Origin of the sequence: Bradyrhizobium sp. SZCCHNR1017 (assembly GCF_032381375.1) — a bacterium.
In the GTDB taxonomy this organism is placed as follows: Bacteria; Pseudomonadota; Alphaproteobacteria; order Rhizobiales; family Xanthobacteraceae; genus Bradyrhizobium.
In genome coordinates, this window is sequence record NZ_JAUHIR010000023.1 from 31,009 (window position 1) to 52,308 (window position 21,300).

General features: G+C 63.3%; 18 protein-coding genes and 1 pseudogene. 3 read left to right on the top strand and 16 right to left on the bottom strand.

The window, feature by feature from the left end:
- Positions 1 to 162 precede the first annotated feature (162 nt).
- Together QW863_RS33300 and QW863_RS33305 are read right to left on the bottom strand one after the other, a co-directional pair.
- Complete coding sequence (locus QW863_RS33300; RefSeq protein ID WP_315769869.1) at positions 163 to 831, bottom strand: type 1 glutamine amidotransferase domain-containing protein; 669 nt, start codon at positions 829 to 831, stop codon at positions 163 to 165.
- A gap of 336 nt (positions 832 to 1,167) precedes the next feature.
- Positions 1,168 to 1,665: pseudogene (locus QW863_RS33305) on the bottom strand (transposase); the annotation flags it as partial.
- A 65-nt stretch (positions 1,666 to 1,730) separates the two neighbouring features.
- Between QW863_RS33305 and QW863_RS33310 the strand changes: the two are divergent.
- Positions 1,731 to 2,147 carry a cytochrome-c peroxidase gene (locus QW863_RS33310; protein ID WP_315769870.1) on the top strand — a complete coding sequence of 139 codons (417 nt, stop codon included), beginning with the start codon at positions 1,731 to 1,733 and terminating at the stop codon, positions 2,145 to 2,147.
- Here the strand turns inward: QW863_RS33310 and QW863_RS33315 are convergent.
- A complete protein-coding gene (locus tag QW863_RS33315) occupies positions 2,075 to 2,470 on the bottom strand; it encodes a hypothetical protein (protein ID WP_315744995.1) in 396 nt (131 codons plus the stop codon). The genes QW863_RS33310 and QW863_RS33315 overlap by 73 nt on opposite strands.
- Positions 2,471 to 3,227: 757 nt before the next feature.
- On the opposite strand from QW863_RS33315, the gene QW863_RS33320 reads away from it, so the two are divergent.
- Together QW863_RS33320 and QW863_RS33325 are read left to right on the top strand one after the other, a co-directional pair.
- The gene (locus QW863_RS33320) at positions 3,228 to 8,717 is read left to right on the top strand and encodes an AAA family ATPase (protein WP_409998347.1); all 5,490 of its coding nucleotides are present in this window, start codon (positions 3,228 to 3,230) and stop codon (positions 8,715 to 8,717) included.
- 36 nt (positions 8,718 to 8,753) lie between these two features.
- The gene (locus QW863_RS33325; protein WP_315745072.1) at positions 8,754 to 8,993 is read left to right on the top strand and encodes a hypothetical protein; all 240 of its coding nucleotides are present in this window, start codon (positions 8,754 to 8,756) and stop codon (positions 8,991 to 8,993) included.
- Between the two features lie 341 nt (positions 8,994 to 9,334).
- On the opposite strand, the gene QW863_RS33330 is transcribed toward QW863_RS33325, so the two are convergent.
- The 13 genes from QW863_RS33330 to QW863_RS33385 form a co-directional block, all read right to left on the bottom strand.
- A complete protein-coding gene (locus QW863_RS33330) occupies positions 9,335 to 9,556 on the bottom strand; it encodes a DUF2274 domain-containing protein (protein WP_315769872.1) in 222 nt (73 codons plus the stop codon).
- 3 nt (positions 9,557 to 9,559) lie between these two features.
- Complete coding sequence (locus QW863_RS33335; protein ID WP_315769873.1) at positions 9,560 to 10,762, bottom strand: TrbI/VirB10 family protein; 1,203 nt, start codon at positions 10,760 to 10,762, stop codon at positions 9,560 to 9,562.
- On the bottom strand, positions 10,759 to 11,706 hold the full coding sequence (gene trbG, locus QW863_RS33340) for a P-type conjugative transfer protein TrbG (RefSeq protein ID WP_315769874.1): 948 nt from the start codon (positions 11,704 to 11,706) through the stop codon (positions 10,759 to 10,761). The genes QW863_RS33335 and trbG overlap by 4 nt, the downstream gene beginning before the upstream one ends.
- Positions 11,703 to 12,386 carry a conjugal transfer protein TrbF gene (gene trbF / locus QW863_RS33345; RefSeq protein ID WP_315769921.1) on the bottom strand — a complete coding sequence of 228 codons (684 nt, stop codon included), beginning with the start codon at positions 12,384 to 12,386 and terminating at the stop codon, positions 11,703 to 11,705. Before trbF ends, trbG begins: the two co-directional genes overlap by 4 nt.
- A 2-nt stretch (positions 12,387 to 12,388) precedes the next feature.
- On the bottom strand, positions 12,389 to 13,612 hold the full coding sequence (gene trbL / locus QW863_RS33350; RefSeq protein WP_315769876.1) for a P-type conjugative transfer protein TrbL: 1,224 nt from the start codon (positions 13,610 to 13,612) through the stop codon (positions 12,389 to 12,391).
- Entirely contained in the window at positions 13,609 to 13,923 is a 315-nt protein-coding gene (trbK-alt, locus tag QW863_RS36075; protein ID WP_409977995.1) for a putative entry exclusion protein TrbK-alt, read from the bottom strand. Before trbK-alt ends, trbL begins: the two co-directional genes overlap by 4 nt.
- Positions 13,923 to 14,660, bottom strand: a complete 738-nt coding sequence (gene trbJ, locus QW863_RS33355) for a P-type conjugative transfer protein TrbJ (RefSeq protein ID WP_315769877.1) — start codon at positions 14,658 to 14,660, stop codon at positions 13,923 to 13,925. The genes trbK-alt and trbJ overlap by 1 nt, the downstream gene beginning before the upstream one ends.
- Positions 14,657 to 17,101 carry a conjugal transfer protein TrbE gene (gene trbE / locus QW863_RS33360; RefSeq protein ID WP_315769878.1) on the bottom strand — a complete coding sequence of 815 codons (2,445 nt, stop codon included), beginning with the start codon at positions 17,099 to 17,101 and terminating at the stop codon, positions 14,657 to 14,659. The genes trbJ and trbE overlap by 4 nt, the downstream gene beginning before the upstream one ends.
- Before the next feature lie 10 nt (positions 17,102 to 17,111).
- Positions 17,112 to 17,393, bottom strand: a complete 282-nt coding sequence (locus tag QW863_RS33365; RefSeq protein WP_315769880.1) for a VirB3 family type IV secretion system protein — start codon at positions 17,391 to 17,393, stop codon at positions 17,112 to 17,114.
- A complete protein-coding gene (locus QW863_RS33370) occupies positions 17,393 to 17,722 on the bottom strand; it encodes a TrbC/VirB2 family protein (RefSeq protein ID WP_315769881.1) in 330 nt (109 codons plus the stop codon). The genes QW863_RS33365 and QW863_RS33370 overlap by 1 nt, the downstream gene beginning before the upstream one ends.
- Positions 17,719 to 18,699, bottom strand: a complete 981-nt coding sequence (trbB, locus tag QW863_RS33375) for a P-type conjugative transfer ATPase TrbB (RefSeq protein ID WP_315769883.1) — start codon at positions 18,697 to 18,699, stop codon at positions 17,719 to 17,721. The genes QW863_RS33370 and trbB overlap by 4 nt, the downstream gene beginning before the upstream one ends.
- A 140-nt stretch (positions 18,700 to 18,839) precedes the next feature.
- A complete protein-coding gene (locus QW863_RS33380; protein WP_315769922.1) occupies positions 18,840 to 19,280 on the bottom strand; it encodes a CopG family transcriptional regulator in 441 nt (146 codons plus the stop codon).
- A 12-nt stretch (positions 19,281 to 19,292) separates the two neighbouring features.
- On the bottom strand, positions 19,293 to 21,296 hold the full coding sequence (locus QW863_RS33385) for a conjugal transfer protein TraG (RefSeq protein WP_315769885.1): 2,004 nt from the start codon (positions 21,294 to 21,296) through the stop codon (positions 19,293 to 19,295).
- Positions 21,297 to 21,300 lie beyond the last annotated feature (4 nt).

The window sequence follows — 21,300 nt, forward strand, 5'->3', positions numbered from 1 at the left end:
GTCGTCTCGGCAAAACTCTCAAGGCCGCAACGACTGCTATTTTAGCGTACGCAATCGCTCTTGCCCGGATAAGCGACTAAGATAGCAGTAATTTTGACGGTATGTCATAGCTGGCCCGCGGGAAAGTGACTTTTGCCCAGCGTTGCTCGGCCGCCTAATCACTTATTTTCTAAGTGCAGCCAGAAGCTCCTCAGCAAGTAGCCCGGCCGACGCCGGATTCTGGCCGGTGATCAGACGTCCGTCGACGACGACGTGCGGTTCCCAATTTGCTACAGACGTATATTCGGCGCCCTCTGCCCGCAGTGCATCTTCCAATTCGTAGGGAACGTCTTTGCGCGCGTAGTCGTGCTCTTCCTTCTTCGAGAAAGAGGTGAGCTTTTTGCCTTGCAAGAACGGCTTGCCATCGCCGAGGTCAACCCCGAGAAGCGCGCACGGACCGTGACAAACGGCAGTCACAAACTTTCCCGTACTCCAGGCGCGGACAACTGTATTTTGAACGACAGGGTTGCGCTGGATATCGACCATTGGTCCAAGACCGCCTGGCACGAAGATGGCATCAAAATCTGCAGCATCCACGTCCGCAAGTTTGCGACTGCGGTTCAAGCGGCGAAACGCCTTGCTTTCAAAGAAGACCTTCTCCGCGCGATCTTTCTCGTCGTAGGCATCATATGGTGTCCATCCGCCTCTCAAGGAAGCGAACTCGATGGCGATACCTGCCTTGTCAAGAACATCGAACGGATGCGCGACCTCGGCGAAAAAGAAGCCTGTTTTACGATTGTGCGGACCGATCACCGCTGCGTTGGTTACAATAAACAGAACATGGATAGTCATGACTTCCCTCTTTAGTGTGTGGACGCACCAAACCAACCTCATCCTTCGCTAACAATTCGCTATACCCAGCAGCGTGTAGCGGGTCGCCGATCAAAGGAAGCTATTGTTCATAGGCCGATACGAAAGACCTTTGCGTAGAGTGCAAGTGATGTCAGTCCGCTTCTGTAGGCGCTTTGTCGATGAAGGCCGCAACTTCTCGCACGTAGCAGCGCACTTTAGGCTGCCGGGTGACGCAGACAAGTTAATTTAGGTAAAGATTTGCGGTCTTTGGAAGTATCGTAAGCCCCTAGTGACGGCCGCCTTGCGTCGGCGGTGAGGCTTCGCGAAGCGATAGGACTAGTACCTCGACACAGAGGTTTTGACTCTTTGTTTTTTCGCCGGTTTGGCCGGTTTTTTGGGATAGGCACGGCCTAATTTGGTGCGCGCCTGTTCGGTGGTGAACATCCAATTGATTTGGGCGCGCTCGGTGTTTCGACGTCTCTCCCACGCCGGGGTCTCTTGGACGAGCTTGGCGTAGCTGTCGATGCGACGAGCGAGACATTGCTGCTCGAGAGCGCCGATCTCGACCATGTTGAGCCAGCTGGCTTGCTTCGGGGTGTGATGGAATTCCAGGCGTCGCAGCAAGCCCCGCGCCTGTTCGACCGGGGACGCCGAATAGAGCGCGCCGGCCGTATGGGTTGACAGATTGTCGAGCACGACGCGAATGCGACCGGCCCTGGGATAGTACACGTCGACGAGTTCGCGTGTGCACTGGGCGCAGTCGGTGGCGGCGCGGTGCTCGGTGACCTTGACTTGGCGCCAGGGTCGATTCACTTCCATGAACACGAACAGGTTGTAGTGATGAAGCGGGGGCAGAAGCTGTTCTTCGACAGCCGGCTCTCGGGCGACGGGATCGTTGCTTGCGCCACAGTCAAAATCCGGCACGCGCTTTCATTGATGGGCGGTCGAAGTCTGTTGGTATTTACGGCCGCGTCGGTCAACGCAACGCCGCGACGGCGCTCGACGCGTACTATTACACGACCCAGCTCTGGGAAGGCCGTGTTCACACGCTGGAGCAGCAGGCTGCCCTCTCGATCACCAACCCGTTCGAAATGGGCTCATCCAGCGTCGCCGACGCTGCATCCAGGATCGCCGACGATAAGAACTACCAAGCGCAATTCGTGGAGGGCTCTGGCCGCGAGGTAAACGAGAAGGAAATGCTGCGCGCGATAGCGAGCTACGGACGCGCGCTGATTCCTTCGTTTCACCGTTCGATAATTTCGTCGCTGGAGATGCGAACGCCATCAGTGACGCGGCCAAGCGCGGCTGGGATCTGATCAATACCAAGGCGCGCTGCAATCTCTGCTGTGCACCGACGGAGAATGAGCGGGACGTCACGTTTTTCTCCGACAATAAGTTCCATCACATCGGGATTGGGATTCTCCAGCATCACGTTGGCCCTCTGGCACAGCAGGCGAAGCGTGAATTGGTGAAGGGCCAGCAGTTGGATCTCGACATAGTGGCGATCGAGGGCGAGATGTCGATCTTGGGGCGTTTTCTCGTCACGAAGAGGCAGAGTGAAATTGCCGCCTTCAAGACGCCCAACCTGCGGAACGTCCTTTTCACAGGCCTTACTTTCACGACGGGTCGATGCAAACATTGTGCGACGCCATGCATCACCATAACCATGGAGATGGCGTCACAGACCATGGCTCGACCGGGATATCCAGCCTCTGGCGAGCCGATAAAGATCGAAAAGGTGGATGGAACCGTGATCGTCACCAGTGATCTTGTCGGCGACTTTCCCGGAAGCCCCATTGACTTGCGATATTTCCTTCGGCTACAGGCAGAAGGATCGCGGTCCTGGAAATGGCCTTGTGAAGTCCAGCCCCGACCGCCAGGCCAAACGTATTTTGCTCGGCAGATTGGCAGAATAATATCTCACGCGAAGACGAACTCGCCCTGGTGCTCCGCGCGAGCCGCGCATTTTAACAAGCGGAGATCAGCGTTTGGCGCAAGTCATGACTGCACATCGGGTTAGGATGCAAGCTCGTTGATGGACAACGTCACTAGATCGGCCCAGGGCGGAGTCAATGAAGCGGAATGTCGCTCCTGCGAGGTTACTTATCTCAAATATGATCTACTCGATGTGAGTTTGCGTTAACTTCTCAGACGAGATAACGTACAGTACGTCTGCAAGTTTACAAATTTTAACAAGCGCTAAGTACCGAAAGCGAGCTTTCCGGTGCTCTATTGCAACCTCCGCAGTCAGAAGGTGCGGTTCCGTCGATGGCGCAGGACGCAGCTCTCACGGCCGGCGGCTCGGCGCCAGACGTCGCTGGCCGGTGGCCGGGGAGTATGATAAGTTGAGCCAGTCCGTCCCTTTTTTGGGATCCTCGACGCAGCAGGGCGGTGAGTTGCAACCGCTTTGGGAGGATGGAGAAAGGGTATTTTCCCGTGGGCAGCTAAACGGGGACGAGCGCAGGCAGAGGCCTGTGCTGGTGGTACGTGCCGCAGATGATCGAGCGCCGCCAGCACTCCTCGATCGCTTCGCTCATGAATATGGCTTGCGCGATGTATTGATCGATGCGCCCGTCCTCGTGCCACTTGCGTTGGAACGAGACGGCAACAAGACTCTGCTGCTGCTCGAGGATTTTAACGGCGAGCCGCTCAGCCAGTTGCTGGGCGAGCCGATCGAGGTCGGCATCATGCTGCGCATCGCCATAGCAATCTGCGCGGCAGTCGGTGTGATCCATCGGCGCGGCCTCGTCCACAAGGATCTCAAGCCCGCGAACATCGTCGTCGATATTCCGTCCGGGCAGGTGAGACTCACTGGCTTCGGCATAACCTCGCGGCTGCCACGCGAACGGCAGTTTCCCGAGCCGCCCGAGACCATCGCCGGCACGCTTCCCTACATGGCGCCTGAGCAGACAGGGCGCATGAACCGTTCGATCGATTCCCGCAGCGATCTCTACGCGCTCGGCGTGACGCTCTACCAGATGGCAACCGGTTCGCTTCCCTTCTTCGCCCATGACCCCATGGAATGGGTCCACTGCCACATCGCCCGCAAGCCGACGCCGCCAATCGAGCGGCTCGAGAGCCTTCCCAGCGCAATCTCCGCGATCATTTTAAAGCTGCTCGCCAAGATCGCGGAGGAGCGCTATCAGACCGCCAGCGGCGTCGAGCGCGACCTTCGGCGCTGCCTCCACGAATGGGAAGCCGGGGGCCATATCCGCGATTTCCCGCTCGCCCGTGAAGACACACCGGACCGCCTGCTCATCCCCGAGCGCCTTTACGGCCGGGACCGAGAGGTCGAGGCCCTGATGTTAGCCTTCGACCGCGTGGTCGGCTGTGGCGAGCCGGAGTTGGTGCTGGTCTCGGGCTATTCTGGCATCGGCAAGTCTTCGGTCATCAACGAGTTGCACAAGCTACTGGTGCCGCCACGGGGCTTGTTCGCGGCCGGCAAATTCGATCAGTACAAGCGCGACATCCCCTACTCGACCCTGGCGCAGGCTTTGCAGGGACTAGTGCGACCACTGCTTGGCAAGACTGATGCGGAACTGGCCCGCTGGCGCCGCTCCTTCCTTGAGGCGTTCGAGCAGAACGGCCAACTGATGGTGGATCTCGTGCCCGACCTCCGGCTTATCATCGGCGATCAGCCCGACGTGCCGGAAATGCCGCCGCAGCAGGCGCAGGCGAGATTCCAGCGGGTGTTCAGGAACTTCATCGGTGTTTTCGCACGCCCCGAGCACCCGTTGGCACTTTTCCTAGACGACCTTCAGTGGCTCGACGCCGCGACCCTCGACCTGATCGAGGACGTGCTGACCCGATCGGATCTTCGCCACTTGATCCTGATCGGCGCCTATCGCGACAACGAGGTCGACACCGCTCACCCACTGGTGCGCAAGCTCTTCATCATCAAGGCGACCGGCGTGAAGGTGCAGGAGATCACGCTCGCGCCGCTGGGGCGGGAACACATTGCGCAGTTGATCGCCGACACGCTGCACTGTGCACCGATCGCAGTCGCCCCCCTAGCCCAACTGGTATTGGACAAGACCGGCGGCAACCCATTCTTCGCGATTCAGTTTATCTCCGCGCTCGCCGACGAGGGAATGCTGTATGTCGACCACGTGACCGGCCGGTGGTCATGGGACTTCAGCCGTATTACCGCCAAGGGCTTCACTGATAACATCGTGCACCTCATGATCGGCAAGCTCGCCCGTCTGCCGGAGAAGACACGGCGAGCGGTGCAGAATCTGGCTTGCGTCGGCAACGTGGCCGACCTGTCCCTACTCGCGACCGCCTTCGGCGTGTCCCGAGCCCAGGTCGAGGCGGATCTGTGGGAAGCGGTTCGGCTCGAACTTGTGGAACGGCGCAAAGACGCCTACGCCTTTGTCCATGACCGGATATATGAAGCCAGTTACTCGCTGATACCGGAAAATGCGAGGGCGCCAATCCATCTTAGGATAGGCCGCCTCCTAGTCGACCGGACGACGCCGGAACAGCGGCAGGAGACGATATTCGAGATCGTGAACCAGTTGAATCGTGGCTCGGCATTGATCGAGGAAGACGACGAGCGGGCACGGCTTGCTGAGCTGAATTTGATCGCCGCCCGGCGCGCCAAGACGTCGACTGCCTATGTCTCGGCCTGCGCCTATCTGCGTTTTGGCATGGCGCTGCTCGGGGACGAGGCATGGAAGTTTCGACGAGAGCTCGCTTCCACCCTGTGGCTGGAACGGGCCGAATGCGAATATCTGAGCGGTGACTTCGACGAGGCCGAGCGGCGTATCGCCGAGTTGCTAACTCAGGCTGGATCAAAGATCGACAAGGCGGCCGCATATCGCATCAGGATCGACCTTCAGGTGATGAGGTCGGAACATGTGGAGGCGATCGACACTGCCATAGAGTGCCTTCGTCTGTTTGACATCGAGCTCTCGCCCCATCCCCCGCGCGCGGAGATGGACGCGGCCTATGCGCAGGTCCTGCACAAGCTCGACGGCCGTCGGATCGAGTCGCTGGTCTCGTTGCCGAGGCTGACGGATCCGAACGCGGAAGCGGCGATGACGATACTAGCGACGATGTGCGGCCCGGCCATGTGGACCGATTCGACACTCTCGGTACTCCAGCTCTGTCACATGGTGGTGCTCGCACTGGATCACGGCGTGACGGGAGCCTCCGCGCCAGGCTTCGCGGCGTTCGGCATCATGCTCGGGCACGTCTATGGGCGCTACGAGGAGGGTTATCGCTTCGCGCAGTTGGCGCGCGCGCTGGTCGCTCGGCACGGCCTGGCAGCGAACGAGGCGATGGCTCTCTGGGCACTCGAACTCGTAAGCCTCTGGACCCAGCCGGTCTCCACCGCCGTGGAGGCGATAAGGGCGGCTTTCGAGAGCGGCGTGAAGTCCGGCGACATCCCCGTGGCCTGTTATTGTTGCAACCACATCGTCTCCAATCTCCTGCTCCGCGGGGACCGGCTGGAGGAGGTTTGGACGGAATCAGAGCGCAGCCTCGCCTTCGCTCGGCGTGCCGGCTACCGTGACGTGGTGGATGTGATCACCGCGCAGCGGCGCTTCATGCTCACGATGCGCGGCCTCACAGAGAGCTTTGGGAGCTTCGGCGCCGGAGATTTCGACGAGAGCGAATACGAACGCTCGCTGACATCCGACCGCGCGACGATCATGATCTGCTGGTACTGGATTATCAAGGGGCAGGCCAGATTTCTGGCGGGCGACCTAGCGGTCGCGCATGACTGCTTCGAGCGCGCTGCGCCTCTACTGTGGGCCTCTCCGGGGCACATCCAGCTGCTCGACTATGAGCTCTACGCGGGATTGACCTTGGCGTGCCTAGAACCAGAGCTGCCGGACGTGGGAGCCGATGTCAGGCGCGCACGTCTCCTTGGCCATTGCGGTCGTTTGGCAACGTGGGCGGAAAGCTGTCCGTCGACCTTCGCCGACAAACACGCCCTTCTCCGCGCCGAGATCGCCCGCCTGGACGGCCACGATACCGATGCGATGCGCTTTTACGAGGTGGCCGTCCGCTCCGCACGGGTCAACGGATTTCCCCATTACGAGGGTCTCGCATACGAGCTTGCCGCCCGATTCTATCGCGCGCGGGGATATGAGGAGATCGCCGATCTCTACCTGCGCAATGCTCGTCGCTGCTACGCCCTCTGGGGAGCAGACGGCAAGGTGCGCCAACTCGACGAGACCAATCCGCATTTTCGCCCCCTTGAAACCGCTTCCGCCTCCTCCAACACGATCGGGACACCGGTCGAGCACCTCGACCTCGCCACCGTGATGAAGGTGTTGCAGTCGATCGCCGGCGAAATGGTGCTAGAGAAACTCCTCGACACGCTGATGCGAACCGCGCTCGAGCAGGCCGGTGCCGAGCGCGGCCTGCTCATCCTCGCCCGCGCCGCCGAGCCGCGAATCGCGGCGCGGGCGGCGGTCGCCGGCCCCGTCATCCGCGTGGACCTGCCGGACGAGTCCGTCGACCCCGCCGCGCTGCCGCAGTCGGTGCTTCAATATGTCCTGCGTACCCATGACGCCGTTATCCTGAGCGACGCTGCGCTGGAGGCTCCCTTCGCCGGGGACGCCTATGTCCGCGAGCACAGGCTGCGCTCGGCGCTGTGCGTGCCCTTGATCAATCAGGGTAAGCTCATCGGCGCGCTGTATCTGGAGAACAACCTCGCGCCGCGGGCCTTCGTGGCCGCGCGGATTGCGGTGCTAAAGCTGATCGCCTCGCAGGCCGCGATCTCGCTGGAGAACACGCAGCTCTATCGCGACCTCGAACAACGTGAGGCGCGGATCAGAAGCCTGGTGGACGCCAACATCATCGGCGTCTTCTTTTGGGATTTCGAAGGCCGGATCCTCGATGCCAACAATGAGTTTCTACGCATCGTCGGGCGTGATCGCACCGATCTCGCCTCCGGTTCGCTGCGCTGGACCGACATCACGCCTTCCGAATGGCTCACGCGCGATCAGGAGTTGTGGGTACCAGAGCTCCGAAGGATCGGCACCACCCCACCCTTCGAGAAGGAGTTCTTGCATAAGGGTGGGACGCGAGTTCCGGTGCTAATGGGCGTTGCGTTGCTTGAGGGTAACCAGGAGCAGGGCACGGCCTTTGTGCTCGACCTTAGCGAATACAAGCGCGCAGAGGCCGAGGCGATCGAAAGCGACCGTCGCTACCGTGAAGCGCAGACCGACCTGGCGCGCGCCAATCGTATCTCGACGATGGGCCACCTCACCGCCTCGATCGCCCATGAGGTGCGCCAACCGCTCACCGCGACGATCGGCAACGCCCAAGCCGGCATGCGTTGGCTCGACCGTGCACCTCCCGACATAAAGGAGGTCCGCAAAGCCTTCACCGCCATCGTGAAAGACGCGGCGCGCGCTAACGACATTGTAAATCGAATCCACGACATGGTGCGGAAGGCGCCGCCCCGTGTGACGCAGGTCAACGTTAATACGGTCGTGCGGGAAGTCATCGAGCTGACCCGCAGCGAGACGAACCGCCATAGGGCACTGGTCGAGGCCCGCTTTGCCGAGCAGCTCCCTCTTGTCACAACCGATCGGATCCAGTTGCAGCAAGTGATGCTCAACTTGATACTCAATGCCGTTGAGGCCATCGGCAGCGTCGAAGACGACCCCAGGGAAGTCCTGATCCGCACTGCAGTAGAGGGCGCCGGTGTCATCGTGACGGTGTGCGACACCGGGCCTGGGCTGCAGGTGGCCGAGCCCGAGCAGGTTTTCGAGGCCTTCTATACGACCAAGTCGGGCGGATTCGGACTCGGCCTGTCCATCTGCCGCTCTATTGTCGAATCTTACGGCGGCAGACTGTGGGCGATGGCTAACCAACCCCGCGGCACCACCTTCCTGTTCACGCTCCCAGCGTCGATATCGGTCGGGTGAACTAAAACGCCCTCCATGGCGCGACCGGACATGGTCATGGGCCGCCTCAAGCTCGGTCTGGCCGGTGGACCGCCACGCATTCCACACGTCCGAAAAAATGACGCTTCAACCAAGCCGATGTCGTCTACCAGCAGGGTAAAGGCGATAGTCGATGCGATCTGTGAAAATGCAGCCGATCGTCCTGCTGATTCGTTGATTGTCATGACTGAGTCTTGCGTTGTTTCTTGCATGCCACTGATGTGCGACGAACTCTCTTCAGTGGCTCTGGCGGTTTGACTGGCCAATGACTGGACTTATGAGGCGACCACCGCAAAACCTGGCGCCGCGCGCCGGCGCGGCTCGACCTGACTTCGCAATGCGTGTCGTCAAGCTTCTTTTGAGCGCCAAATCCGACCAGCAAATCGCCCTGGTAACCGTTCAAACGGCATGGAATTGGCTAGAAGGCCACCCACATCTCATGCTTGAGCGCGTCGCGAGCATTGTCATGAGAGATGCTTTTGGACGACGTTGCGGCGTGTGGCGCTCCTCTGTAACTTGGATGACCAAGATGCGTCTCCATTAGTGGCCCGTTCCTCGGCAGACGACGGATCATGATGGCCTGATCCTCGCTTGTCATGTTATTGGCGATTTTTCCGCAGTTTCGCGAAGGCCCGGTCTGTCGCCATGAAGCGCGCGACCATCGCGGTCACGAGTTTTCCCAGATCACTGGCCGGCTGCCCCGATTGACGCGACACCAGCTCCGAATAAGCCAGGAGATCTCGGTGCACCGCGGCGGGCAGCTCGACGGAGACCTTAACGGGCTTGTCATCCGGCAAATTTGTAATCCTGAGTTTTGTCATTGCTCACCCTCGATACGGCTCGAGCACAAGATCGCGATTGACCATCACGCGCACCGGAAATCCTGGTCGGATCGTCAATGTCGGCTGGATGTTCATCTGCTGCCGTACGAGTTGCTGCCCTGTCTGGCTCATCGCGTTGCCCAAGCCTTGCCGCAGCGCCTGAATGAGCACCGCATTGTTGGCATTGCCATTGGCTCCCGCATTCACCTCGCTGCCAACAGACAGCAACGTCGACAGCAGGGCCGACCCGATCAGCTGCTTCCAATGATTGTCGACCTCGTCCTCGAGGCCGGAATAGCCACCGGAATCCGCGCCCTGCTGCCGCTCCAGGACGATCGAACGGCCATTCGGCAGGATCAGCCGCGTCCAGACCAGAAGCACGCGCGACTGGCCGATCGCCACCTGGCTGTCATAGGCTCCGATCAGCCGGGCTCCTTGAGGAATGAGCAGCAACCGCCCTGTCGGCGTATCGAACACATTCTCTGTCACTTGGGCCGTAACTTGTCCTGGCAGATCTGAGCGGATTCCCGTGATCAAGGCGCCCGGAATGACCGTGCCCGCCTGCACGACGTAAGGAGACGCCGGCCGCGTGATGCGATCAGGGCTCGTGGTGCGGCGATCCACCGGCCCATTCACGAAGGCGAGCTTGCGGTCCTGGCCGTTCTGCGCGAAGGCATCGTCCGTGGCCGGCGGCATGCCTCCAAGCCCAGCGCCCTGAGCCACATTTGGCGAGGGCTGCGTTGCCCCCGACGTGGTCGTCGCAAACAACCGGCTGACGCGCGCGGCCTCCTGCTCCTGTTCGCGGCGCTGCTGTTCCTGGTCTTGACTTGAACCAGGCATTTGACCTTGAGAGGCTAGGATTGGCCGTCCGAGATCGCCGGGCAACGGCGGCCCGAGCACCGGGACATCTTTGGCAATCTGCGTGTAGTCACGCGGCAGGCTGGAGACGCCGTCCGCGACCTCACGATGCCCCGAACTGGCCAGCTCGGATTGGGCCGCCGGCTGACGCCCGCCGGGGCTTTGCAGCGCCCACAGAACTGCGCCTGCGATCAGCGCTAGCGCGACGGCGCTGCCGCTGGCCAGAATCTTGCGCGACAACCGAGTGATCCGAGGCGGCTCACCGCCGAGGCGGAAGGGCGCCGCAGGATCGGCAGCCCGCTCCGGATCGTTCGGCCATGCGCTCGTGCCTTTGTCCTCCGGGCTCATGGCCGGCCCCGTCCGTCGGAACGAACGATCCGGACCGTCTGCTGCGGGTCGCCGCCGAGGCGCAGCTCAGCCGCGGCGAACAGTCGGTCCACGATCAAGAAGTTGCCATAAGCTCGATAGTTGACGATCTCCGGCTTGCCGTCGGAGCCGGTCACGAACAACGGCGGCATCTCGCCTTGAGCGATGCCCAGAGAAAACTCGACATACACCTTTCGCCCGTCGTCATAGACGGCGACCGGTCGCCACGGCGGATCATCGCCTTCCATGCGATAGCGGAAGCGGCGCTGCGCGGGATCTGGCAGGACGGGTTTCAGAGCCACAAGCGCCGCCTGCACCGCATGCAACTCTGGATAGTACCAGGCCACGGCCGGCATATAAGGCTTCTCGCGAGCGCGGAGCTCGATCAGATAGGTGCGGCGGTCGGTGTTGACGACGAGATTGGTCTCGATGCCAGCGCGTGTCGGCTTGACCAGAATGTGCACGCGACGCGTATCGCCCGCCCCGCTCTCGGTGTCGCCGACCACCCACCGCACGGTGTCGCCGGCCGCGACCGGGCCTGATCCCGTGAGCTGTTCACCTGGCTCGAGCGCGATATCGGTAATTTGCCCCGGTGCTGCGTAGACCTGATAGATCGCTCCTGGACTATAAGCATAGATCTGCGCCGCGTTGTAATAACCCCGCTTGCGCGGTTCGACGCGTGCCGCATCGTTGGCCATTTCGATCCGATCGACAGGATCGCCCTCCTCCTTCGTGCCAGCCTTGCCACCGAAGGTCACCTTCCATGGCGGCGGCACATGGAGCGCCCGCGGCCTGTCATCAACTGTGACAGGCGCTGCCGGCAACGGTGGCACCTCGGCGTCATAACGGATCTCCGGCGGCTTCGACGTGGCGCAGCCGCTCAGCAAGAGCGAAAGCGCCGTCGCGGTGAGGATGCGGCCGTTCATTGCGACAGCTCCTTCGACCAGCTGATGGCGTGGACATAAACCCCAAGAGGGTTCTTGCGCAGCCGGTCGGCATCGTCAGGCATCGCGAGCACGATGGTGAGAATGGCGGTCCAGCGCTCCGTCGCGCTCAGCGCGCCATTGTCGTAATGCCGCTCGATCCATGCCACGCGAAAGCTCTCGGACGAGGCCCGGATGACGCTGGAGACCTCCACCGAGACCTGGGCTTTGCCGAGCCTCGCGAACGGATCGTTCGTCCGGGCGTAGTCATTGAGCGCTGCTGCCCCGCGATCGCTGGTGAAGTCATAGGCGCGCAGCCAGCTTTGGCGCAGGACGATTGGGTCCGCGGGGAGGCTTCTCACGTCCTCGATGAAGCGCGCGAGATGAAAGGCGATCTGCGGATCGGTCGGTTGATATTCGGCATTCGCAGGGGCCACCCGCTGAACGTCGCCGAGATGGCCGACCTCCACCACCCAGGGCGTCACACTGCCCCGTGCCGATTCCCAGACGAGGGCCGCGGCCAGGCCGCTCGCCAGCGTCAGGCACCCGAGCGCCATCAGCCGCCAATTCCGGGCCTGAACGCGCGCCGAGCCGATGCGCTCATCCCAGACCTGCGCCGCCTTCTGATACGGCGTGACCGCTTGCGGGGTGCGGCCATAATGGACGGCGGGACGTCTGAACATCGTCATGATTTGTCCTCCGAGAGATCGACGGAGCTGCCCTGCCCGCCCTGTCCAGCGCTGCGCACGGCCTGCGTCGCCGCTGAGGTGCCCTGGCCGATGGTCCTCCCTGCCTTCAGCTGTTCGGTCCATCGCGGCGAGCCCGATGGGGAACCTCCGCGATCCGCCGAAGCTGCGGACGAAGAGCCGCCCGCATTGGCCGCGGCGGCCTGTCGCAACGGACTGGCGCCGGAAACCTCCGACGGGGATGGCTCTCCGCCGCTGCGCAGCGCTCGGACAACTCCGCCGCTCAGCGCCGACGCGCCTCGACCCGCGCCGGTCGCCGCCGCGCTGGCAAGACCGGCACCGCCCGCAATGAGCCCCGCGCCGGCAACAGCGAGGCCGCCTGCCGCGAGCCCCGAGCCTGCCGCCGATGCGGCGCCGAGCTGCGGTCCGCCGGAGACGAGTCCGTTGGCGACACCAGGACCGAAGATGCCGAGACCGAGCAACGCCAGTGCGCCGAGCACGAGCGTCATCGCGCTTTCGATGGTCGGCGGATCACCGTTGCCGGCAGAGATCAACTGCGAGAACTGGGTCGAGCCGATGCCGACGATCACGGCGAGCACCAGGACCTTGATGCCAGAGGACATGACGTTCCCGAGCACGCGCTCCGCGGCAAAGGCCGTCTTGCCAAACAGTCCGAACGGAATCAGCACGAAGCCCGCAAGCGTCGTCAGCTTGAACTCGATCAGGGTGACGAAGAGCTGGATTGCCAGGATGAAGAAGGCGAGCAGCACCACGATCCAGGCGAACAGCAAGACCGCGATCTGGACGAAGTTCTCGAAGAAGCTCACATAGCCCATGAGATTGGCGGTGGCCTGCAGCATCGGTCGGCCGGCATCGAGGCCGACTTGCGCGATCTTGCCCGGACGCAGGAAGTCGGCAACCGAGAGCGCGGAGCCCGACGCCTTCAGACCGAGACCAGCAAAGCTCTCGAAGACGATCCGGGCGAGGCTGTTCCAATTGCCGATCAAATAGGCGAAGACGCCGACGAACAGGGTTTTCTTCACAAGGCGTGCGATGACATCGTCCTCGCGGCCCCAGACCCAGAACAAGGCAGCGAGGGTGAGATCAATCGCAGCCAGCGTCGTCGCCAGCGTGCCGACATCGCCGCTGACGAGACCAAAGCCGGAGTCGATGGTGCGGGTGAACGTCTCCAGAAACTGATCGATGATTCCTGTCCCGGTCATCGCGGCCGCTCCACGGGTTCAGGCGCTAGCGAAGGCGCGCCGCTGCTTGGCGTGGCCGACAAGACACGGCCGAAGAAGCGGCGGCGGCCCTCCGACCACAACCGACGGCATTCCGCGAAGGCGTCAGCCTGCTCGGGACGCACCGCGCGGCAGCGCGTAAGCGGCTCATCTAGCGCATTGGACTTTGGCGCCGGCTGCCGCGTCTCCGCATCCTGCCCACCCCGCAACGGAATGGTGCAGGCGGAGAGAGTGGCAAGCGTGGCGGCTGCCACGGCGACAAGCCGCCGCAATTTGATCGGACATCTCTGCATCAATGGAACATCTGTACGTTGGAGGGCTGGTAGCCTTCACCTGGTGTCAGGAAGCGCTTGAGCTGCTCGCGGCCCTGATCCTGAGCGGCGGCACGCTGCGCGGCGTCCAACATCACGGCCCGGCCCTGCGCGGCCACGCTCGCGGTGAGATCGGCCAATTGCTGAGCCTGCAGCGCCAGGATCTGGTTGCCGGCCTGGGTGACCTGCAGCGCTCCGCTTGCGCCTTGGCTCGCCGCAATCAGCGCGGACGACTGGACCTTGACAGTGTCGAGATTGCCGACGACGCCCGCTTGGACCTTCAGCGCATCCTGCAGAGCGGCCACGGAGGTCTGCCAGCGCGCCTGCGCATTATCCACCAGCGCCTGACTCGATTGGCTGCTGCTCGCCGGCGCATAGGTGGTCGCGAACGCCTTGTCGATCTGCTGCACATCATAGGCGAGGCGCTGGGCCTCCTTGAGGAGCTGCTGAGTGCGCTGGATCGACTGCTGCAGCTGCGCCAGCGACGAATATGGCAGAGTCGCCAGGTTCTTCGCCTGGTTGATCAGCATCTGCGCCTGGTTCTGCAGCGAGCTGATTTGATTGTTGATCTGCTGCAGCTCGCGTGCGGCGGTGAGCACATTCTGGGCGTAGTTATTTGGGTCGAACACGACCAGTTGCGCCGGCGACATGGAGGCCGACGCCGCCCAGATGACGATAGCCGCCGCAGCGCCACGGACGAGACGACGAGGATCCGTCATGCGAGGACCTCCCGGCCATTCAGATGGGGAATGAGGTCGATCGCCCAGGACACGCCACGATGCGTGAGCCAGCCGGCAAGGAAGCCATCCTGTCCGTGCTCGGCGAGCACGCGCGTCATGTCGGTTTGCTCGGTCTTGGAGGACGCCGCGATCAGCGCCAGCGCGACCTCGCCGAGACCGAGCTCGAACAGCCGATTTCCGCGGCGCGATTGGCAATAATAGTCCCGCTTCGGCGTGGCACGGGCCAGGATTTCGATCTGGCGGTCGTTCAGGCCGAACCGCCGATAGATGGCTGTGATCTGCGGCTCGAGCGCGCGCTCGTTCGGCAACAACAACCGGGTCGGGCAGCTCTCGATGATGGCGGGGGCAATCTTTGATCCATCGATGTCGGACAGCGACTGCGTGGCGAAGACAACGGACGCGTTCTTCTTGCGCAGCGTCTTCAGCCACTCCCGGAGCTGGCCGGCAAAGCCGACGTCGTCGAGCGCGAGCCAGCCTTCGTCGACGATCAGAAGCGTAGGCCGCCCGTCGAGCTGGCCTTCGATGCGGTGAAAAAGATAGGCGAGCACGGCAGGCGCTGCCGCCGTGCCGATCAGTCCTTCGGTCTCGAATGCCTGGACGGACGCATCACCGAGCCGCTCGGCATCGGCATCGAGCAGCCGGCCATAGGGACCGCCACCGAGGCAAAAGGGTTGTAGCGCCCGCTTCAGCGCGTTGGACTGCAGCAGGATGGAGAGGCCCGTCAGTGTCCGCTCAGACACCGGCGCTGACGCCAGCGACGTGAGCGCCGACCAGAGATGGTCTCTCACCTCAGGGGTGATGCTGATCTGCTCGCGCGAGAGCATCGCCGCGATCCAGCCGGCCGCCCAGCCGCGCTCCGTCACATCCTCGATGGCCGCAAGCGGCCGCAGCGCGACCGTCTCCGATGCCTCGTCCGACAAGGCCCCGCCGAGATCATGCCAGTCGCCACCCATGGCGAGCGCAGCCGCGCGGATCGAGCCGCCGAAATCGAACGCGAACACCTGGGAGCCGAGATAACGGCGGAACTGCATCGCCATCAACGCCAGGAGAACCGACTTGCCGGCACCGGTCGGCCCCACCACGAGCGTATGCCCGACGTCTCCGACATGCAGCGAGAAGCGGAACGGCGTCGCCCCCTCGGTCCGCGCCACGAACAGCGGCGGCGCGCCGAGATGCTGATCGCGCTGCGGGCCGGCCCAGACCGCCGATAGCGGGATCATATGCGCAATGTTCAGGGTCGAGACCGGCGGCTGGCGCACATTGGCGTAGACGTGGCCAGGCAGCGACCCGAGCCAGGCCTCGACCGCGTTGACCGTCTCGACCATACAGGTGAAGTCACGGCCCTGGATTACCTTCTCGGCGAGCCGCAATCGCTCATCGGCAACGCGCGGATCCTCATCCCAGACCGTGATGGTCGCGGTGACCAAGGCCTCCCCGATCAAATCCGAACCGAGTTCCTGAAGCGCCGCATCGGCGTCGAGAGCCTTGTTGTGGGCATCCGTGTCGACCAGCGCGGCGGCCTCGTTGGTCACGACTTCCTTGAGGAGCGCGGCAATCGACTTGCGCTTGGCGAACCACTGCCGCCGGATCCTGGTCAGGAGCCTGGTCGCGTCGCTCTTGTCGAGCATGATGGCCCGGGTCGCCCATCGATAGGGAAACGCCAGCGCGTTGAGCTCGTCAAGAATGCCGGGTGTCGTGGCGGTCGGGAAACCGACGATCGTCAGTACCCGCAGTTGAGCGTCGCCCAGCCGCGGCTCGAGACCTCCTGTCAGAGGCTGATCGGCCAGAAGCGCATCGAGATGAACAGGGATTTCGGGGACGCGGACACGCTGCAGCTTGGTCGAGATGGTCGCGTGCAGATAGGTCAGCGTCTCCTCGTCATCGAGCCAGCGACACTCCGGCATGAAGCCGTCGAGCAGCTGCAGGATACGATCCGTGCGGTCGGCGAAACCACGCAGGATCTCCTGCGCATCACTGCCCTCACCTTGCGCGCGTCCCTCATACAGCCAGCGCTCGGCGCGCGAGGCGTCTTCTGACGGCGGCAGATAGACGAAGGTCAGGAAATAGTTCGACTCGAAGTGCGCGCCCTGAGCCTGGAACTGCGCCCGGCGCTCGGCCTCCACCAGTGCGGAGGCGGGATCGGGGAATTGGCTCGCGGGATAAAGCTGCGACGGATACCTGAACGCCTCGACGAAGACGGCCCATCCAGAGCCGAGCCTACGCAGGGCATTATTGAGCCGACCCGCGACCGCCACGAGCTCGGCCGGCACCGCCGAGTCCAGATCCGGCCCCCGAAATCGCGCGCTCCGCTGCAGCGAGCCATCCTTGTTGAGGACGATGCCATGATCGACCAGAGCGGCCCACGGCAGATAATCGGACAGGCGCGCATTGCTGTTGCGGTATTCGCGCAAGTTCATCATGGCTCGCTCCTCACACATTGAGATGACCGGGAATGCGCAGGTGCCGGCGCACGACCTCGACGAAGTCCGGATCGCGTTTGGCGGCCCACACCGCCACGCCGTGCCCGATCGCCCAGAACAGAAGCCCCCCGATCCAGAGCCGCAGCCCCAAGCCAAGCGCCGCAGCGAGCGTGCCGTTGAGAATGGCGATGGCGCGCGGCGCACCGCCGAGCAGGATCGGCTCGGTCAACGAGCGGCGCACGGCGATCGCAAAGCCGGGAAACGGCTGATCGGCATGGAGCGGAGCCTCCATTAGATCACTGCTCCGCCACCGAACGAGAAGAACGCCAGGAAGAAACTCGAGGCCGCAAAGGCGATCGAGAGCCCGAAGACGATCTGGATCAGCCGGCGGAATCCTCCCGACGTATCGCCGAAAGCGAGCGTCAGGCCCGTGCTTATGATGATGATCACTGCCAGGATCTTCGCCACAGGCCCCTGGACCGACAGCAGGATCTGATTGAGGGGCTGCTCCCATGGCATGTTGGTGCCAGCGGCCCAGGCCGGGCTTGTCGTAAAGCTGGCGAGCGTCACAGCCGAGCACGCGACCGTTCCAAAAGCGGAAGAACGAGAGAGCTGCTTCATGGCTGTTCTCCTGACGAGAGCGAGAGCTGAGTGAGCTGATAGTCGCCGCGGGCATTCAGTCCATCGACGCGGGCGAGCTCGACCAGGCGCCGGTCGGCGCCGCGGCCGGCGAGCACGGCGATCAGCTGGATGGTCTCGGCGATCAGAGCACGCGGCACGGTGACCACGGCTTCCTGGATCAGTTGCTCCAGGCGCCTGAGCGCGCCGATCGCGGAGCCCGCATGGATGGTGCCGATGCCGCCGGGATGACCGGTGCCCCAGGCCTTCAGGAGATCCAGCGCCTCGGGTCCCCTGACTTCGCCGATCGGGATGCGATCGGGCCGCAGCCGCAAGGCGGACCGTACGAGGTCCGTCAGGTTGGCAACCCGGTCTTTGGTCCGAAGTGACACGAGATTAGGCGCCGCGCATTGCAGCTCGCGCGTATCCTCGATCAGCACCACGCGATCTTTCGTTCCTGCAACTTCCGCCAGCAGCGCATTCGTCAGCGTAGTCTTGCCAGTCGAGGTGCCCCCTGCGACGAGGATATTGCTGCGCGCGGCCACCGCTGTTCGCAACTGCTTGGCCTGCTCTTCCGTAATAATGGCGGCTGCGACGTAATCCGCGAGCGTGAACACGGCGACCGCGGGCTTGCGAATGGCAAATACCGGCGCGGTCACGACCGGCGGCAGCAGACCTTCGAAGCGCTCGCCGGTCTCCGGCAGCTCGGCCGAGACACGCGGCGCGCAGGCATGAACCTCGCTGCCGACATGATGCGCGACCAGACGCACGATGCGCTCGCCGTCGGCGGGCGAGAGCGTCTCACCCGTTGCAGTGAGACCCGAAGCGAGACGATCGACCCAGAGCCGGCCATCCGGGTTGAGCATCACCTCGATGACGGCGGGATCATCGAGCCAGCCAGCGATGGCAGGCCCCAGCGCTGTGCGCAACATGCGCGCGCCGCGCGAGCTCGCCACCGTCCGCCATGAATGAACCGCCATGATCACCCCCGTGACCGGCGACGGCGCATCGCGCGCCGCCCACAGGGACGATCAGAAGCGGCAACCGGCAGAGCTCCGCAATGCGCTCATCGAAGGCCTCGCGCTCTGGCGTAGGAAGAGAAACGAATGGCGAGATGGTGTCAGGACGAGCGGCTGGACTCGTCTGATTGCGCGTCTCTGGCCGCGACATCCTGAGCAATCTCCGCGGCCAGTGTCTGCCCCTTGGCCAGCCGCCGTCCAAGAGCCTCGACGAAACCCTCATAGCGCTCGCGGCCCTTGGCCTGCGCGGCGGTTTGAGCCGTATCCGGCAGCGGTGGGGTCACGGTCAGCCAGAATCGCACGAACAGCGCGAGCGCTTCATTGGCGATCGTCACATGACGCTCGAGCCGCTCCACCTGACGGGTCAGCCGGTCGAGACGCCGCCCTAGAGCTGCCTCCATCCGCTCGGCATTATCGGGCGACAGGTAGGACGTCAGCGCGGTCTCGACGACGAGCGCCTGAGGCACGCGCTTGCGGCCGGCGTAATCAGCGAGCTGGCCTGCGAGGTCCGGGGGCAGCCGAAAGGTGTGCTTAGTGCGCATCACGAGCCTCCTTTACAGACCAAGGCCATCGTCCGGGTCGAGCGCCGCCTGTCGCGGCAGGCCACGAAGCTGGTCGCGGAGCACGCTGTTGCGCACCGTCTCATTATCCACGTCTCGGTCTTCAAAGTTGAACTCCTGCGCCGGCCGCGCTGGCTCCGGCACGATCTCCTCATGCTCGGCAAGCTCCGGCTCCCTCCGAATCCCGGCATTCGCGGCGTCACCTGCTCCACTCAGCGCAGGCGGCCTCCCCTGCTCTTTTGCAGCGACGGACCGAGCAATTGGCGGCAGCCTGCTCCAGTCGTCCGCTGCTGCGTCGCCGTCCTGATCCGCCAAAACCGGATTGGGAGGATCCAACACCCGATCGACCAGCCGCGGGTCTGCGAAATACCGGGCCTTCTTGCCGCGGATCGGCGGAACGCCGGAGACCAGCACCAGCTCATCATCACTGGGCAGTTGCATCACCTCTCCCGGCGTGAGCAAGGGACGCGCCGTCTCCTGGCGTGAGACCATGAGATGTCCCAGCCAGGGGCTCAGTCTATGGCCCGCATAATTCTTCATCGCCCGCATCTCGGTCGCGGTGCCCAGCGCGTCCGACACCCGCTTGGCGGTGCGCTCGTCATTGGTCGCAAACGAAACCCGGACATGGCAGTTGTCGAGGATGGCGTTATTGGCGCCATAGGCCTTCTCGATCTGATTGAGCGACTGCGCGATCAGAAAGCTCTTCAGCCCGTAGCCGGCCATGAAGGCGAGCGCTGACTCGAAGAAGTCGAGCCGGCCGAGTGCCGGGAATTCGTCAAGCATCAGAAGCAGCCGGTGGCGCCGCTCGCGGGCCTGCAGATCTTCGGTCAGGCGGCGTCCGATCTGGTTCAGAATGAGCCGGACCAGCGGCTTGGTCCGGCTGATGTCGGAGGGCGGGACCACGAGATAAAGCGTGGTCGGCAGCTCGCCTGCGACGAGATCACGGATCCGCCAGTCGCAACGGCGCGTCACCTGCGCCACCACCGGATCACGGTACAATCCGAGAAACGACATCGCGGTCGAGAGCACGCCAGAGCGTTCGTTCTCGCTCTTGTTCAGGAGCTCACGGGCAGCGGATGCGATCACCGGATGCGGCCCGGCGTCCCCCAGATGCGCTGATGTCATCATCGCGCGCAGGGTGACATCGATCGGCCGCCTCGGATCGGAGAGGAAGTTGGCGACCCCCGCCAGCGTTTTGTCCGGTTCCGCGTAGAGCACGTGGAGGATGGCGCCGACAAGCAGCGCGTGGCTCGTTTTCTCCCAATGATTGCGCCGCTCCAGCGAGCCTTCGGGATCCACCAGGACGTCAGCGACATTCTGGACGTCGCGGACCTCCCACTCCCCTCGCCTCACCTCGAGCAGCGGATTGTAAGCCGCCGATCGCGCATTGGTCGGATCGAACAGCAACACCCGGCCATGCCGCGCGCGAAAGCCCGCCGTCAGTTGCCAGTTCTCGCCCTTGATGTCGTGGACGATGCAGCTGCCCGACCACGTCAGCAAAGTCGGCACCACCAGGCCAACGCCCTTGCCCGAGCGGGTCGGCGCGAAGCACAGCACATGCTCCGGACCGTCATGACGAAGGTACTGATCCGCGTAACGTCCCAGCACCACGCCGTCCGCTCCCAGCAGCCCGGCAGCGGAGATCTCCTTCAGCGTCGCCCATCGCGCAGACCCGTAAGTGAAGACATCCGCCGGCTCACGCGCCCGCCAGACCGACAGGCTGAACGCGACCACGATCGAGGCCACACCGCCGAACGCCGCAATCAGTCCTCCCTCCGCAAACACCTCCGGCGCATACGCGTCATAAGCAAACCACCACCAGAAGAATGAAGGTGGGAGATAGACAGGCACGCCCCGCGCGAGCTCGAACCAGGGCGGCCCGAGCTGTGGCTGGTAGCCAAGCCGCCACGCCGCCCACTGCGTCGCGGCCCACATCGTAACAAGCACGATCGCGACGACCGCTGTGATCTGCCCCCAGAGGATTCTCGTGCCGGGCATAACG